The sequence below is a fragment of the Hymenobacter coccineus genome (assembly GCF_001816125.1).
Taxonomy (GTDB): domain Bacteria; phylum Bacteroidota; class Bacteroidia; order Cytophagales; family Hymenobacteraceae; genus Hymenobacter; species Hymenobacter coccineus.
On the sequence record NZ_MDZA01000122.1, the window covers coordinates 14,900 to 30,768 of the forward strand.

Below are 15,869 nucleotides of genomic sequence, written 5' to 3' on the forward strand. Positions count from 1 at the left end.
CCCTCCGCTCCACTGTGTACTTCCGCGCCGATGGCAACGCACGCGTTGGGCTGGGGCATGTAGTACGTTGCCTGGCTTTGGCTGACATGCTAGCCCCATGTTTTGAGTGCGTGTTGGTGCTGCGCGAACCCAACGCTTTGCTTCAAACCCAGGCCGCTGCAGTCCAATGCCGCGTGTTGGTTGTTCCCCCAGCCGTTGGTGATTCACAGGAAGAAGCAGCGTGGGTAAGTGGATTATTACAGCCAACCGACTTATTGGTTCTTGACGGCTATCATTTTGGCTCTCTTTATCAAGAAATAGTCTCGAAAAAGCACTTCGGGTTGATTTGCATCGACGATTTGGTGACACCGCCTGCGTGGGCCGATGCGGTCATTAACCAAGCCGGTGGCGTGTTGCCAGGAGCGTACGCAACCACTCCTGGGGCCCAATTGCTTTTGGGGCCCACTTACGCCCTGTTGCGCCGGCCTTTTCGTTTGCCAGCACCGCTGCCGGCCCAACGTCTCTGGACCGGCCGTGTATTTTTAAGCATGGGTGGGGCCGACCCCAGCAACCAAACCGCTGCTTTACTCCCTCAACTCGTTCGGGTGTTTCCCAGCTGTACGTTTGACGTCGTAACGGGCGCAGCTTACCCACACCAAGCAGCGCTAGCCACAATGGCAGCCAGCTTGCCCCAAGTGCGCCTGCACCACAACGTAGCCGCCGAACCATTAGCGGCCCTGCTCCGCACCTGCGACCTGATGGTGTGTCCGCCTAGCGGAATGGCCTACGAATGCGCCGCCGCCGGGGGCCTGCTGCTATTGCACCCCACAGCCGCTAATCAGCAAGGCATTTTTACGTTCTTAGTAGACGGCGGACTAGCCTTGCCCCTAGCCGCTTTAGGTTCCTTAAAACCAACCGACTTGCCTAGTATAACAACGCAAATGCGCAGTCGGCAGGCTGAATTATTCGACGGCCGTGCTGCTGAACGATTCACCGCAGCGTTCGAAGAATTGCACTCAACTGCCCAGCTTCGCTTGCGGCGGGCTACAGCAGCCGACTGCGCACTGTACTTAGATTGGGCCAACGACCCCGCTGTGCGGCACAACGCCATTCATCCAGAGTCCATCGCTTGGTCCGATCACCAAAATTGGTTTGCGCGTCGTTTGACCGAAGTCCGGGATACTTACCTGCTGGTGGTTGAACTGGCGGATGAACCCGTCGGGCAAGTACGCATCGAATTTGATGGCTCCGTGGGACTGATTGATTATTCGGTGGCCACTGCGCACCGCGGCCGAGGCCTGGGTACGCGGTTGTTGCGCCGGGCCTTGCACTGGCTGCGCCACCAACGGCCGGGGCCCTGGGTGTTGCGGGGCGAGGTATGGGCCGATAATGCAGCTTCGATGCGGGTATTTGAGCGCCTGCGATTTGCGCGCTTGCCAACGGTGCAACGTAACGGCCGGACGTTTGAAGTCTTTGAGTTGGCCTTAAATTCGGGCTTTTAACCTCGCCATGCAAGATATTTCGCTGGGTCCTTACTCCATCGGTGCCGGCCAGCCACCGTTCATCATCGCCGAAATGTCGGGCAACCACGGCCACTCGCTGGAGCGGGCCCTGGCCATTGTGGACGCGGCAGCCGACGCTGGTTGCCAGGGCCTAAAAATCCAAACCAGCACGCCCGACATGCTGACGCTGGACAGCCGAGCCCCTGATTTCATGGTGCGCGGGGCAAACCCTGACTGGGAAGGACAGTCGCTGTACGAACTGTACACGACCAACTTTACGCCTTTTGAATGGCACGCGCCCATTTTTGCACGGGCCCAGGCGCGGGGCTTGGTAGCTTTTAGTTCGCCTTTTGGAACAGAAGCAGTGGATTTTTTAGAAACCCTCGACTGTCCTGCCTACAAAATCGCTTCGTTTGAGAATAATTGGCCCGAGCTTATTGAGCGGGCCGCGCGCACGGGCAAGCCGGTTATCATCTCTACTGGCATGGCCGATTTGGCCGACTTAGAGCGCATGGCCCACGTGGTGCGCGCCACTGGCAACGAGCAACTCGTGCTGCTCAAGTGCACCAGCACATACCCCGCCGAACCACGCGATACCAATTTGCGCACCATCCCGCACCTGCGCGACTTGCTAAACTGCCACGTGGGACTCTCCGACCATACCATGGGCACGGGGGTAAGTGTCGCCGCCACGGTGCTTGGGGCCGTCGTCATTGAAAAGCACCTCACGCTGGACCGCGCCGATGGCGGGCCCGATGGCTCTTTTTCGATGGAGCCCGCCGAGATGGCGCACCTGGTGCGTGAGTGCCGCCAGGCCGCTCAAGCGCTGGGCACGGTTGCCTACGGGCCCACGGCCGCAGAGCAAAAGTCGCTGGGGTTTCGCCGGTCCATTTACGTGGTGCAAGACGTAGCCGAGGGCGAGCTTTTCACCGCCGAAAACCTACGCGTTATCCGCCCCGGGCACGGGCTAGCCCCGGCCCTACTGCCCCAAGTGTTGGGCCGCCCGGCACGGCAAGCCATCCGACGCGGTACGGCCCTTACGTGGGCGGTGCTTTAGTATCAAAAACTATTTTTTGCCCCCGCCCATGCAAATCCACCGCTTCGCCAACGGCAGCTACATCATCGCCGAACGCCTTGTTATAGGCCAAGAGGTACACGTGGGGCCCAACACGCAAATTCGGGCCACCGAATGCGTGCTGGGCGACAACGTGCGCATTGGCGCCGACAACGTATTCTTAGTGGGCCAGCGCCTGGAAATTGGGGCCCATACCGTCATCGGCAATACCAATAGCTTCACGGCCCGCACCATCGAGGTCGGCGAATACGTGTTCTGGGATTCCAACGTGGTGGTGGGGCACGGCGGCAAATTCAGCCCCGACGCACACCTGCGGGTGGGGGCCTACTCGATGATTTGCGCCCGCATTACGCTCAACGTCAACCACCCCATTAGCATTGGCGAGTACGTGGGCATTGGCGAAGACGTGGCCGTGTGGACGCACGGCTCGTTCTTGCCGATTTTGGACGGGTTCCCGGCTGACTTTGGGCCCGTTTCCATCGGCCACCACGTTTGGCTACCGGCCAAGTCTACAGTGCTCCCCAACCGCCGCATTGGCAACAACGTGGTCATCGGCACTAACTCCCTTATTAATAAAGATTTGCCCGATGGATGCCTAGCTGGCGGCATTCCCGTGCGCATTCTGAAGGAGAATTATTATCCCTCGCACGATGCCACCCGCAACGAAGCGTTGGTACGCCGCATTGTGGAAGATTACGCCCGCATGGCCGAGTACAAAGACCTGGTAGTGCAACTAAGCTACTTACCGACAGAACACGTGATACACTGCAACGACATATCCTTCCACCTGGACACGCTGCGCACCACGGGTATATTCACTCCCACGGAGGAAGATTTTCGGGATTATTTGCGCCGCCGGGGCATTAAATTTTACACCGGCCAGCCTTTTACCAGCGTATTACCCGCCGAGTACCGCCGCCTCTTAGCCATTTCGCCGGATGCTGACGCTGGAGAATAAACGCCTGCTGGTGGTAGTGGCCCACCCCGACGACGAATTACTGGGCCTAGGGGCCACCGTTCACCGGCTGGTGCAGCGCCACGGGTGCACGGCCCGGGCCGTCATCTTAGGCGAAGGGCTGACTTCGCGCGCTGCCACCCGGGCCCCCGCGCAATGGGCCACTGAGCTGGCGACTCACCGAGCCAATATTGCGCACGCTGCCGCAGCGGTGGGCTACGCTTCCACCGGCATTTATAATTTTGCCGACAACCGCTTCGATTCGGTGGACTTATTGGATTTGGTGAAAGTGGTGGAACAAGAAAAAGAAACTTACCAGCCCGAGGTCATTTTTACCCACCACGGCGGCGACACCAACATTGACCACCGGCGCACTTTCGAAGCCGTGGTGACGGCCTGCCGTCCTTTGCCCGGCGAACCTATGCGCACTTTGCTGGCTTGCGAAACCCCGTCTTCAACCGAATGGCAGGCCGCCAGCTATCCGCAACCCTTCCTGCCAAACATCTTTCTGGCCGTAACGGAGGAAGACGTGGCCGCTAAAATTGCCGGCATGGAGGCATATGAGTTTGAAAAACGGGCCTACCCCCATCCCCGGTCGCCAGAAGCCTTGCGCGTGCTGGCACAGCGGTGGGGCGTGGTGATTGGGCAACCCTTTGCCGAGGCATTTATGCTGATTCGCCACATTGGATAAGCCAGCCGCTGTAGCAAACCAGCCCCTGAGTTCGGGCCTGGTTGAGCGAATGCACAACGTTCTCCAGGCCCGTTTTACAACGCATTTTTATAATTTGTCGCCAGCCGCGCTCAGCGGCATTTCACCCGCCAGCCCGCTTAAGCGGCTGGCGCGGGTGGGCGCCTACGCGGCCCTGCGGCTGGTGGGACACTTGTTCCAGCCCATCCGGAACCAGGCCGATTTGCGCGGGGCGGTTTGGCTGTACGTGGTGAGCGCCAACAACTACGAGGCCCTGCAATTCATCCAGCAAAGCCAGCCGGGGGCTCTACTGGTGGCCGGGCAAGGCAAAAACATTGGGCGCTACAACGGCGCGGTGCAGCGGCTCTCGCTGCGCCGCAAGCTACTGTATTACTGGCAGTACCCAGGAGCCCTGGCGGGGCTCTGGCGCCTGGTGGGGCCCCGGGCGTGGCGGTTTTTCGACTTGATTTTTTACGCCATCGGCTACTACGAGGTGTACCGGCGGGCCCTGCGCCACTACCGGCCCCGGGCGGTGGTGCTGGCCAACGACCACAACGACGACACCCGCGCCCTGCTGCTGGCCTGCCGCGCCGAGGGCATCCCCACGGCCTACGTGCAGCACGCCAGCGTGAGCGCCAACTTCCCGCCCCTGGGCTTCGACCTAAGCCTGCTCGAAGGCCAGGACGCGCTGGACAAGTACCGCCGCTGCGGTCCCGTGCGCGGCCGGGTGGCCCTGGTGGGCATGCCCAAGGCCGACGCCTACCTGGCCCGCCGCAACACCGCCCCCGCCGTGCGCCGCGTGGGCCTGGCCTGCAACATCCACGACCCGCTGCCGGCCCTGGCCGACACGCTGGCCTACCTCGCCCAGACGTTGCCAGCGCTCACGCTCACCCTGCGCCCGCACCCCAGCGACACCCGCGACTTTGGGCCACTGCGCCGCCAGCTGCCGCAGGTGCAGTGGTCGGACGCCCGGCAGCAGAACGTGTTCGAGTTCCTCGCCACCCAGGACGCGCTGGTGGCCGCCGATACCTCCACCCACCTCGAAGCCACCCTACTGAACGTGGCCAGCGTCTACTACCGCTTCGCCGCCAACCCGCTCACCGACGATTATTACGGCTACGTAGCCAACGGCCTGGTGCCCCGCGCCGCCGACCTGCCCGCCCTGGGGGCCCTGTTGGGGGCCCTGGCCCAACACAAGCCCGCCGACCTCTACCGCCGCGCCGCTTATTATAACGCCACCCTTGGCACCCCCGACGAGGGCCACAGCCAGCCATTGGCTGCCCGCGTGCTAGGCGCGTGGCTGGAAGAAGCGCCCGGGGCCCCGGCGTAGTTGGTTGCAATTCGCCAGGCGGGGCGGGCTGCCGGCTTTTCGCCGGCTGCCCGGTAATTGTTGGGGCCCCAAACAACCGCTTGCCAACGATTCAACGATTAGCGGGCAGCCAGGCGAAAAGCCGCAGCCCGCCCCGCTCATTACCCGCGCTACCTTCGCCCCCATGCCCACCACTGCCCCTGCTCCCGCCCTGCCGCCCATTGCGCCGGTCACGGCCGCGGTGCGGCTGGCCTATGTGTGGGCCCACTTCGCGCGGGTGTACCCCGGCGCGCCCGTGGGGGCCCTGGGCTCCACTGGCAGCGGCGCCGCGGTAGAAGTGGCTGACTTGGCGGAAGCGTTTTTCAGCCAACCCCAGCCTTACCCAGTTGAACCAAATTGGCGCGAGTGGCACGGCCAGCAAGTACCTTTTTTCTTTGACGACAGCGCAGGGCCCCTGCTAACGATGATGTCGGGCCGGGCCAAAATCAACGCCGACGTAATTTCGGCCGCGTTTTATTTGCTCAGCGGTTGGCAGGAATATTTCTCCGATGCACGCGACCAACACGGGCGGTTTCCTTACGCAGCCAGCGTGCAGGCGCGCTACGGCTTCGTGGCGCTGCCGGTGGTGAATTATTATTTCGATGTGCTGCGTGTAACCATTGAGCACGCCACTGGCCAGCCCCTGCACCCGCATACCTGGGGCCCCGGGCCCCATTCGCCGCCTTCATCAGCCACGACCTCGACAACTTGCGCAGCGCCTGGAAAGCCCCGGCCAAAGCAGCCCTGCAAAACGGCCAGCTACTAAATTTTGGGCAGCAGCTGTGGCGGCACTGCACACAGCCCGACGCCTGGGACAACCTCGAAGCTGTGGCCGCCGCCACGGCGCAGTACGGAGCACGGTCCACATTTTTCGTGCTACCCGCGCACCGGCCGGGAGCCGACGGTACCCCTAATGCCGACTACCGCCTCACGGCTCGGCTGTGGCAACGATTGGCCAAACTGGCAGAGCAAGGCCACGAGGTGGCGCTGCACGCCAGCATCGGCACGGCTGATAATTTCATTCATTTTGATGACGAACAGCAGCAGGTACTCGATGTAGAAGAGGGCGGCAACCGCTTCCACTACCTGCGGTGGGAGCCGCGCCTGACCCCCGATATAGTAGACCGGGCGTCTACTTCTTTCGACTCAACGCTGGGCTTTGCCGAGCATTTCGGGTTTCGGAATTCCTACTGCCACCCTTTCTTTCCCTTTGATTTTCAGCACGGGCAAGCCTATTGTTTTCTCGAAATTCCGCTAAACATCATGGATGCTACCCTGCACCACCCCAATTATTTGCAGTTGGGCCCCGACGAAGTATTACCGGCCCTAGTGCCCATGCTGTCCGAAGTTGCGAAGTTTGGCGGCGTGGCTTCAGTATTGTGGCACAACCAGAACTTCGACCCGGCCAACACTGCCAACGGGCCCCGGCAGTTTCACGAAGTTATGGGCTGGCTACGGGGCCGGGGCGCGGCATTCCTGACGGGTACCGAAATTTGGGCCCAGTTTCCGGCGGCGTAGGGCTCCAGACTTTTATTTTTTTCATCTCTCCACTTGGGCATTGTTCAACGCCAGGGCCTCCGCAACACCCTGATTTCTTACATCGGCCTGGGCATTGGGTTCGTGAGCAGCACGCTGGTGCTCACGCGCTTGCTCACGCCGGCGCAGCTCGGCCTCACCTCGGTACTTGTCTCGCTGGCCACGCTGGCGGCGCAGCTGGCGGCCTTCGGGTTTGCCAGCACGGCGCTGCGCTACTTCCCGTACTTCCGCGATTCGGCGAAGGGCCATTCGGGCTTTCTGCCGCTGCTGTTGGGCGTGCCACTGGTGGGCTTCGCGGCGGTAGCGGCGGCGCTGTGGGCTGGCAAAAGCTTCGTGCTAAGCCGCTTCTCGGCCGATGCTGCCCTGCTGGGGCCCAACTACCCGGCCGTGCTCCTGCTCACGCTGGCCGTGCTGCTGCTCTCGCTGCAAGACGCCTACCTGAAGTCGCTGTTCCACACCGGGTTTTCATCGTTTATGCAGGATATTTTCCTGCGGCTCTACATCGTGGGGGCCGCCGGACTGTTTTGGCGCGGGGTGCTCTCGTTCGATGGCTTCGTGCTGGCCTACGTGGGCGGCTACGCGCTGGTGGATGCGCTGCTGGCGGCCTACCTGCTGGCCATCGGCGAGCTGCACCTGCGGCCCACCCGGGCCGTGCTGCGGGTGCGGCCCCTGCGCGAACTGCTAGCCTTCGGAGGCTTCGCGCTGCTGAGCAACCTCTCGGGCACCATCATGGTCACCATCGACGCGCTGATGGTGGGGGCCAAGCTCAGCCTGGCGGCGGCCGGCATCTACGCCATTGCCTTCAACATTAGCACGGCCCTCACGCTGCCCTTCCGGGCCCTCTACAAAACGGCGTTCCCGCTCATCGCCGAGTATTGGAAAGAGGGGGCGATGGGTAAAATGGAAGATTTCTACGCCCGCACCACCCGCCTCAACACCGTGCTGGGCTGCTACTTAGCCCTGGGCCTGGGCCTGAACCTGGAGTTCGTGTACGGCCTCATCCACCGCCCGGCCTACGCCGCCGGCACCACCGCCGTGCTGCTGCTGCTCATTGGCCGCCTGGTCGACGGCATCACGGGCGTCAACGGCATCATCGTGCTCACCTCGCCCCGCTACCGCTTCGATCTGGTGTTCAACGCCGGCCTGGCCGTGGCCATCGTGGCCCTGAACGCGTTGCTCATCCCGCGCCTGGGCCTGGCCGGCGCGGCCCTGTCCAACTGCCTGGCCCTGGTGGGCATCAACCTGTTGCGCACCTGGTTTGTGTGGCGCACCTACGGCCTCCAGCCCTTCGATCGGCGCATTCCGCTCATTGGGGCCCTGGCGGCGGCGGCCGGGCTGGCGGCGTGGCTGCTGCCCGTGCCGCCCAGCATTTGGCTGGCGCTGCTGTTGCGCGGCGGCACGCTCACGGTGCTCTACGGAGCTGGCCTCCTGCTCACCGGCGCCGCGCCGGAAGTAAATGCGCTGTGGGCCAAGGCTCTGGGCCAGCTGCGCGGGCGGCGTCGGTAAACCCTTATGGACGCGCACCCATTTAATCAGGCTATACCTTTGTATCACCCGCAGCAGCGTTATAATCAATATGGCTAAGAAATCAAAAGCCCCCGCACCCGAAGTCCCAACCGTTTCGGAGCAGCCGTATTATTTACAGCGGGCACATATCAAGGATTTTCGGTCTATCCGAGATACTAAAGTGGACTTTAAGCCGGGGCTGAACATCATTATTGGGCCTAACGGGTCGGGAAAAACGAATTTTGTGCGCTGCATCCAGAACGGATTAGGAGAATTACAGCCTGATTTTCTTGGTAAAGTTAATTTATCTATTAATGGCAGAGATAAGCTAGAAATTGAATCTGCCATGCAAGACAATTTAACCACCAATCCTTTTAAAAATTATAATTCAACATCAAGGAATAGGCAACAAACGATTAGATTATTAGTAAAAGGAAAAGAATTTGAAGCTAATTCGTTTCAAGAAGCATTTATCGAATCAAAGTTTACAGGAACAAAGCCATATAAAACTAAACTATCCCTTTTGCAGCTTGTAACAATTGCTCACGGCATTCCTAATCGTTATCCAATAGTAGATACGGCGGAGGATTTTGAAATAAATTTCCGCTCAATCGGATACAATATCGATAGCAACTCGCTCTTTTCTCAATTATTTGCATCAGGCATAGCTCGCTCGTTTCTTTCTATTCACGCACTATCAGGGGAAAGGCAGAAATTACCTAGCCATGAGGCGATTCATTCATCTCTTAATGAGGTAGAGAAGTTTTATTTGAGTCGTTTATTACCTGAGTTAAGGCTATTTACACCGATAAATGATATTCAGCTTACAGCCTCTTATAATACATACACTAATTCAATTCAACAACAAATTATTATAAAAGGTATTAGATTAGATTTTAAAATCATAGATGATTGGCTACCATTCAGTGCTTTATCAAGCGGAACCCAGCGTCTTTTCTATATTATTTCAGAAATTATTGCATCGTTTTTATTCATTCCAACGGAAGACCCCCATCAACTTGATAATTATGATAGAATTCTTCTCTTAGAAGAACCCGAACTTGGCATTCATCCTGACCAGTTGGAAAAGCTATTACTTTTCCTCCGGCAACAGTCTAAAAAACATCAAATTATTATCACCACGCACTCGCCGCAAGTGCTGGATATGCTGGAAGAGGATGAGTTAGACCGTATCACCATTTGCGAATTGGATCAGAAGAAAGGCACTCAATTCCGCAAACTGAAAAAGGCGCAGATTGTCACAGCCAAGAAGTACATGCAAGAGATTGGTTTTCTGAGTGATTATTGGCGCCACGGCACATTAGAAACCAATAACTAGCCCTGTCTTCTCTTCATGTCTACCAAGAAAAAGAGAGTAGTCCGCGTAGGCTTGCTGGGTGAATCGCCGAATGATACGGCGGCGCTAAAAGTATTACTTCAGCAGAAGTATAAGGAGCGCATTCAGGTCTTTACATTGCTCAAAAACTTGAAAGCGGATAAAGTAGCAGGTCCCAAAGCGCTACGGATGCTACCTAAGCAATATGCAGAGCAACAACCCGATATAGTTGTATTTACCCGTGACTTGGATGCGCTGGCATCGGACGTCACGCAGATGCAAAAACGACGAAATGAGTTTAATGCTATTAATTTATGTGTGGGTGGAAAAGGGATTTTTCTACTCCATATATATGAGTTTGAAGCCCTAATTATGGCTCACATTGGCCCTTTCAATACTCTATATAAATGCACCTGCAATCCCCAAGCTGACCCAATGCGCATAATAGACCCTAAAGGAAACTTGCAAGAGGCATCCCGGAAGGGCAAACGAGGAGAATACTCTGAAAACGACTGTGAAGAAGTGTGTGCCCAATTAGACTACGCTGAATTGGTAAAAAATTGTGGCTATTTCCGCGACTTTGATGCCGCATTTGCCGCGAAGCTTCCCAAGTAGCAGCGTGACTATCGTAGTGCGTAAATCCGCTCGATGATTTCCACCACTTTCACGCCGTCCGCGGCGTTGGTGGAGCCGCCGCGTTGCAGGGTTTCCACCACGTCGTCGATGACGTGGCCGTGGTTGGCGGCCGAGCCCTGGTAGGGGCCGTAATTGTTGGCGGGGTTGGTGGGGGGCAGCGCGGGCTGGGCGTAATCCTGCACGTGGCAGTACTCAATTTTGTCGAGGTACTGGCCCCCGATTTTTAGGGCCCCGCGGGCGGCCACCACGGTGAGGGAGCTTTCGAGGTTACGGTCCCACACGGCGGTGCTGTAGCTGAGCGTGCCGCTGCCGCCGCGCACCAGGTCGAACGTGACGAGGCCGCTGTCCTCAAACTCGGTGATGGCCTGGTGGTTGAAGTTGCGAAAGCGGGCCGAGAGGTTGGCCACGTCGCCGAATACCCAGTACAGCAAGTCCACGAAATGGCTGAACTGGGTGAAGAGCGGGCCGCCATCGAGGGCCCCGGTGCCGCGCCAGCCGCCGGGACGGTAGTAGCGGGCGTCGCGGTTCCAGAAGCAGCTGAGCTGCACCAAATAGATGTCGCCCAACCGGCCCGCGTCCACTAGCTCCTTGAGCCAGGCGGCGGGCGGCGAGTAGCGGTTTTGCATCACGCCAAACACTCGGCGGCCGGTTTGCTGGGCCGTGTCTAGGATGGCGCGGGCGTCGGCCACAATCAAGGCCATGGGCTTCTCGACCACCACGTGCAGGCCGTGGCGCAAACCGGCCACCGCCTGCCGGGCGTGCAGCCCGTTGGGCGTCGCTACCGTGAGGACGTCGGCCTGGGGCCCCCGGGCAAGGTATTCTTCGAGCGACGCAAAAAACGGCACGCCGGGAAACTCGGCGGCTAGGCCGCCGCGCAGCTCCGGCTGCACGTCAACCAGCGCCACCAACTGGGCCCCGGCGCGGCGGGCCACCAGCGCCGCGTGGCGCCGGCCGATGTGGCCCACGCCGCAAATGGCAAAGCGAATAGGTAGAGAACCGGTCAAAAACGTAAGGCCAAAAGCAAAATTATCGGAGGAAACCGCGCCAATTCCATTAAACCACCCGGTGCATTTGATACTAAACAACGTCCACAGTAAGTCATCCCAATACGATGGCTGGGAGCAGTCCCAATAGCAACAGTCACGTAATCATAAGCTCATACCTCCTTCGCAAAACCGATGACAGCGTTGCCACGAAGAATGGCATTGCATAAAGCGCCAATGCTATCAAAAGAGCCATAAATAATTCTCCGCTTCGCCCCTGCTTCCCCTTGGTGCGGCCGCTTTGATTGCGGCGTTCAGCGGCGCTGTCCACATCCAATAACCGGCGGCGGTAGTACCTAACAAAGCGGTGCAAATGATGTTGCGGCGGGTGAACGGGGGCTTATTAATTTTCATATCACCTTATTTCCGACCGTCGAAAAAGCAACCCACTGCCTCTCCTATGTAATTTACCTGGTCCGCCGTCAGTAGCGGGTGTAAGGGCAGCGAGAGCACCGTTTCGCACAGCCGCTCGGCCACCGGAAACTGGCCGGCCCGGTAGCCCAAGTAGGCGTAGGCGGGCTGCTGATGCGCCGGCACCGGATAGTAGACCGCTGTGGGCACACCACACTGATATAGGTGGTCGCGCAGGGCATCGCGGCGGCCGGGGCCCTCTACCTGCACGGTGTACTGGTGGAATACGTGGCTGCTACGTGCGTCGCGGGCCGGAATTGTAAGGCCGGGCACATCGCCCAGGGCCCCGTCGTAGCGGGCTGCCACGGCTTGGCGGGCGGCGGTGTTGGCGGGCAGCTGGCGCAGCTTCACGCGCAGCAGCGCGGCTTGCAGCGTGTCTAGGCGCGAGTTGAGGCCGATACGCTGGTGGTGGTATTTCTGGCTCTGGCCGTGGTTAGCCAGCTGCTGGAGCAGCGCGGCGCGGGCCAGGTCGCGGGTGAGTAGGGCCCCACCGTCGCCCAGGGCCCCCAGGTTTTTCGAGGGGAAAAACGACGTAGTGCCCACCGCGCCCACCGCGCCGGCGTGGACCACTTCGCCGCTAGCAAATTGAAACGTGGCCCCCAGCGCCTGGGCGTTGTCCTCAATTAGGGCCACGCCGTGGGCAGCAGCTAGGGCCCCCAGCGCTTCCAAATCAGCACATTGCCCAAACAGGTGCACGGCGATGATGGCCCCGGTGCGCGGCGTGAGGGCCGCCGATACGGCCGCCGGGTCGAGGTTGAACGTGTCGGGGCGCACGTCGGCCAGCACGGGGCACAGGCCCAGCAGGGCGGCGGCCTCCAGCGTGGCCACGTAGGTGAAGGCAGGCACGATGACCTCCGCCCCCACCGGCAAATTCAGACTCAGCAGCGCCAGCGTGAGGGCGTCGGTACCGCTGGCGCAGGGCACCACGTGCGCCCCGCCGAGGTAAGCCCCCAGCTCAGCCGCAAACTGCCCCACGGCGAGCCCCTGGATAAATGCCGCTTCTTCTAATACCTCGCGCATGGCCTCGTCGAGGGCCGGTTGCAGGGCCGCGTGCTCGGCGGCCAATTCGAGCAGACGGATGGGGATAGGCGGCGGGGTCAAGCGCAAAATAAGCGGGTAAGCGGGGTGGGCAAAGGTAACCGGGCGGGGCCCCACTCAGGCAGCCAGCGCCCGCAGCAGCCACAGCAGCTTCAGCGCGTCGAGGGCCGCGAGGCGCGGCCGGGGCCCCAGCAGGTGGCGGCGCAGGGCCGGGGCCGCCGCGCCCAGGACTGCCTGCGCCACCGGGGCCAGGCCGGCGCGGCGCAGCCGCCGGGCCACTTGCACCAACCGAGCGCCGGGTTCCACGCGGCCCTGACGCAGCAGCTGGGCCAGGTTACGCACCGCCTGCTCCGATTTCTCGAGGAAAACCGCGGCCGTTTCAAGCCCCGCGTGCCGCACGGGGTTATCGAGGTGGTGCACAGGCACGGCGGCGGCGGCCAGCTGCCAGCCCAACTGGGTATCCTCGTGGCCGTAGCCGCGCAGGCTTTCATCCAACGGAAACCGCAGCAGCAATTCCTTACTGATCAATAGATTATTTACCAACAGCTGGCTATAAGGCGCGGCCTGGCGCTGGGTCGCCGGGCGCACCTCACGCGCTTGCCCGTAGCGCCAGCGCAGGCGCAGCGCTGGGTCGGCTGGGGCCCCGGGGCGTAGCACACGCCACCGGCCAGCACCGGGGCCCCACCCAGGGCAGCGGCATAGCGGGCCAAGAACTGGCCGTCGGGCAGTTGGCCGGTGTTGTCGAGCAGCAGCAGCCACTCGTGCCGGGCCCCGGCGGCCAGCTGGTTGCGCACGGCGGCGCGGCCCACGTTGCGCGGCAACTCCTGGTAACGCACGCCGAGCAGGGCCCCCAGGGGCTGGTTCAGGCAGCGGCAGGTTTCGTCCGAGCCGTCATCCAATAAATAGATTTCGAGGGCCCCGGGCCACTGCGGCGCCTGCGCCAGCAGCGCCTCAATTAATTCTGCCACCGGCCGGTTGTACACCGGAATTAATACCGACAAGCCGGGCATGGCGGGCGTTAATTAATTGCGGGCCGAATCCAGCAGGGCCCCGTCCTGGCACGTGAGCACGCGGTGCGGATACTTCTCAATCACCTGGAAATTGTGCGTGGCCATGAGAATAGCGGTGCCGGCGTAATTAATTTCCGTAAATAATTGCATGATGCTATCGGCCACTTCCGGGTCGAGGTTGCCGGTGGGCTCGTCGGCCAGCAGTAGTGTCGGCTCGTTCAATAGGGCCCGGGCAATGACCACGCGCTGCTGCTCGCCGCCTGAGAGGCGGTGCGGCATCCGATTGGCGGCGCTGCTTAGGCCCACACGGCCCAGCACGTCGGCAATGCGCTGCTGCTTGCGGGCCTTGCCCCGCCAGCCGGTGGCGTTGAGCACGAACAGCAGGTTTTCGGCCACCGTGCGGTCAGGCAGCAGCTGAAAGTCTTGGAACACGATGCCCAGGCGGCGGCGCAAATACGGCACCTTGCCCACGGGCAGCCGCGGCAGCGCAAAGCCCGCCACGGTGCCGGTGCCCACCAGCAGCGGCAGGTCGGCGTACAGGGTTTTGAGCAGCGACGACTTGCCCGAGCCGGTGCGGCCCACCAAATAAGCAAAGTCACTCTTTTCCAGCGCAAACGACACGCCTTGCAGCACCGCCTGCGTTTCCTGCATCACGGTGGCGTCGCGCAGCTCAACGATTAATTCGGACATCGCGCAATGTTAAATCGTGAGCGGGCGGAGCTTGCCAAATTCCAACTCGGAAATAACGGCCGCCAGCGCCGTTTCCTTGCCCTCCAGGCCGTAGCGGTGCAAATCCTTCAGCGGCCGGTCGGCCCGGAAATAGGCAATGAGCACAAACTGCTCGTCGCGGAGCTGGATATAATCAGGGATTTTAGCCTTGCCCTTTACTTTGATGATATACATATTAATTAATGTGAAAATGTGCGGGATGCAGAGATGTAAAGAATGGAGAAATTATTAATTCGTACTTGAATCAAACGCATTTTCACCTTTCCACATCCGCCACATTTTCACATTTAATTACGCATTCACCTTGGCGTGGTCGGCCAAGAAAGTCGCCAGGCCCTTGTCGGTAAGCGGGTGGTTGAGCAGGCCCAGGATGACGCTGAGCGGGCAGGTAACCACATCGGCCCCAATCTCGGCGCACTGGATGAGGTGCGGCACGTGGCGCACCGAGGCGGCCAGCACCTGGGTTTCGTAGCCGTAGTTGCCGTAGATCTGCACGATCTGCTCGATGAGTTGGAGGCCATCGGCCCCAATGTCGTCGAGGCGGCCCACGAAGGGCGACACGTAGGTAGCGCCGGCCTTGGCGGCCAGCAGGGCCTGCCCGGCCGTGAACACCAGCGTGCAGTTGGTTTTGATGCCCTTGTCGGAGAAGTAGCGGATGGCCTTCACACCGTCGCGGATCATGGGCACTTTCACCACAATGTTGGGGTGCAAGTCGGCCAATACCTCGCCCTCGCGGATGATGCTGTTATAGTCGGTAGCAATTACTTCGGCCGACACGTCGCCGTCCACCAGCTCGCAAATGTGGCGGTAGTGGCCCAGCACGCTGTCGACGCCGCGCACGCCTTCTTTGGCCATGAGCGAGGGGTTGGTGGTCACGCCGTCGAGGACGCCCAGCTCCACGGCTTCGCGGATTTCGGCAATGTTGGCGGTGTCGAGGAAGAACTTCATGTTTAAGCTGTTAGCGGATGGCTATTAGCTGTTAGCTGCTTTTTCAAACCGGCTACCAGAACAAAAGCTAACGGCTAACGGCTGCCAGCTAACAGCTAATACAAAAAGAATCGGCCCCAAAGCTACTCG

Annotated in this window: 17 protein-coding genes; 10 read left to right on the forward strand and 7 right to left on the reverse strand. The window is 60.3% G+C overall.

Annotated elements, in window-relative coordinates; all coding sequences use genetic code 11:
• The first annotated feature begins 14 nt into the window (after positions 1–14).
• From pseG to BEN49_RS26735, 10 genes are all read left to right on the forward strand, one after another.
• Positions 15–1,481, forward strand: a complete 1,467-nt coding sequence (pseG, locus tag BEN49_RS25560) for a UDP-2,4-diacetamido-2,4,6-trideoxy-beta-L-altropyranose hydrolase (RefSeq protein WP_158022807.1) — start codon at positions 15–17, stop codon at positions 1,479–1,481.
• A gap of 7 nt (positions 1,482–1,488) precedes the next feature.
• On the forward strand, positions 1,489–2,538 hold the full coding sequence (gene pseI, locus BEN49_RS09150) for a pseudaminic acid synthase (protein ID WP_070742721.1): 1,050 nt from the start codon (positions 1,489–1,491) through the stop codon (positions 2,536–2,538).
• A 28-nt stretch (positions 2,539–2,566) separates the two neighbouring features.
• Positions 2,567–3,514, forward strand: coding sequence for an acyltransferase (locus tag BEN49_RS09155; RefSeq protein ID WP_070742722.1), 948 nt, complete (start codon positions 2,567–2,569; stop codon positions 3,512–3,514).
• The gene (locus BEN49_RS09160; protein ID WP_070742723.1) at positions 3,495–4,202 is read left to right on the forward strand and encodes a PIG-L deacetylase family protein; all 708 of its coding nucleotides are present in this window, start codon (positions 3,495–3,497) and stop codon (positions 4,200–4,202) included. Before BEN49_RS09155 ends, BEN49_RS09160 begins: the two co-directional genes overlap by 20 nt.
• A 94-nt stretch (positions 4,203–4,296) precedes the next feature.
• Positions 4,297–5,529 (forward strand): glycosyltransferase family protein, encoded by a 1,233-nt coding sequence (locus tag BEN49_RS09165; protein WP_083325944.1) that lies wholly within the window; start codon positions 4,297–4,299, stop codon positions 5,527–5,529.
• 163 nt (positions 5,530–5,692) lie between these two features.
• On the forward strand, positions 5,693–6,313 hold the full coding sequence (locus BEN49_RS09170; protein ID WP_070742725.1) for a DUF7033 domain-containing protein: 621 nt from the start codon (positions 5,693–5,695) through the stop codon (positions 6,311–6,313).
• Positions 6,256–7,065: a polysaccharide deacetylase family protein gene (locus BEN49_RS09175; RefSeq protein ID WP_070742726.1), complete on the forward strand. Its 810-nt coding sequence runs from the start codon at positions 6,256–6,258 to the stop codon at positions 7,063–7,065. The genes BEN49_RS09170 and BEN49_RS09175 overlap by 58 nt, the downstream gene beginning before the upstream one ends.
• A 33-nt stretch (positions 7,066–7,098) precedes the next feature.
• Complete coding sequence (locus BEN49_RS09180) at positions 7,099–8,589, forward strand: oligosaccharide flippase family protein (protein WP_070742727.1); 1,491 nt, start codon at positions 7,099–7,101, stop codon at positions 8,587–8,589.
• A gap of 70 nt (positions 8,590–8,659) precedes the next feature.
• Positions 8,660–9,928 carry an AAA family ATPase gene (locus tag BEN49_RS25565; protein ID WP_158022808.1) on the forward strand — a complete coding sequence of 423 codons (1,269 nt, stop codon included), beginning with the start codon at positions 8,660–8,662 and terminating at the stop codon, positions 9,926–9,928.
• Between the two features lie 15 nt (positions 9,929–9,943).
• The gene (locus tag BEN49_RS26735; protein ID WP_125916664.1) at positions 9,944–10,540 is read left to right on the forward strand and encodes a hypothetical protein; all 597 of its coding nucleotides are present in this window, start codon (positions 9,944–9,946) and stop codon (positions 10,538–10,540) included.
• An 8-nt stretch (positions 10,541–10,548) separates the two neighbouring features.
• Here BEN49_RS26735 and BEN49_RS09190 read toward each other — a convergent pair whose 3' ends face one another.
• The 7 genes from BEN49_RS09190 to fsa all read right to left on the reverse strand — a co-directional run bounded on the left by BEN49_RS09190 (position 10,549) and on the right by fsa (position 15,740).
• On the reverse strand, positions 10,549–11,565 hold the full coding sequence (locus BEN49_RS09190; RefSeq protein ID WP_239691884.1) for a Gfo/Idh/MocA family protein: 1,017 nt from the start codon (positions 11,563–11,565) through the stop codon (positions 10,549–10,551).
• A 399-nt stretch (positions 11,566–11,964) separates the two neighbouring features.
• Positions 11,965–13,116 (reverse strand): DegT/DnrJ/EryC1/StrS family aminotransferase, encoded by a 1,152-nt coding sequence (locus BEN49_RS09195; protein WP_239691885.1) that lies wholly within the window; start codon positions 13,114–13,116, stop codon positions 11,965–11,967.
• Between the two features lie 54 nt (positions 13,117–13,170).
• A complete protein-coding gene (locus BEN49_RS09200) occupies positions 13,171–13,596 on the reverse strand; it encodes a hypothetical protein (protein WP_125916666.1) in 426 nt (141 codons plus the stop codon).
• Positions 13,590–14,063: a glycosyltransferase family 2 protein gene (locus BEN49_RS09205; protein ID WP_070742730.1), complete on the reverse strand. Its 474-nt coding sequence runs from the start codon at positions 14,061–14,063 to the stop codon at positions 13,590–13,592. The genes BEN49_RS09200 and BEN49_RS09205 overlap by 7 nt, the downstream gene beginning before the upstream one ends.
• A gap of 12 nt (positions 14,064–14,075) precedes the next feature.
• A complete protein-coding gene (locus BEN49_RS09210; protein WP_070742731.1) occupies positions 14,076–14,753 on the reverse strand; it encodes a cell division ATP-binding protein FtsE in 678 nt (225 codons plus the stop codon).
• Between the two features lie 9 nt (positions 14,754–14,762).
• Positions 14,763–14,966: a fructose-6-phosphate aldolase gene (locus tag BEN49_RS09215; RefSeq protein WP_068232643.1), complete on the reverse strand. Its 204-nt coding sequence runs from the start codon at positions 14,964–14,966 to the stop codon at positions 14,763–14,765.
• A gap of 117 nt (positions 14,967–15,083) precedes the next feature.
• Positions 15,084–15,740 (reverse strand): fructose-6-phosphate aldolase, encoded by a 657-nt coding sequence (gene fsa / locus BEN49_RS09220; protein WP_070742732.1) that lies wholly within the window; start codon positions 15,738–15,740, stop codon positions 15,084–15,086.
• Positions 15,741–15,869 lie beyond the last annotated feature (129 nt).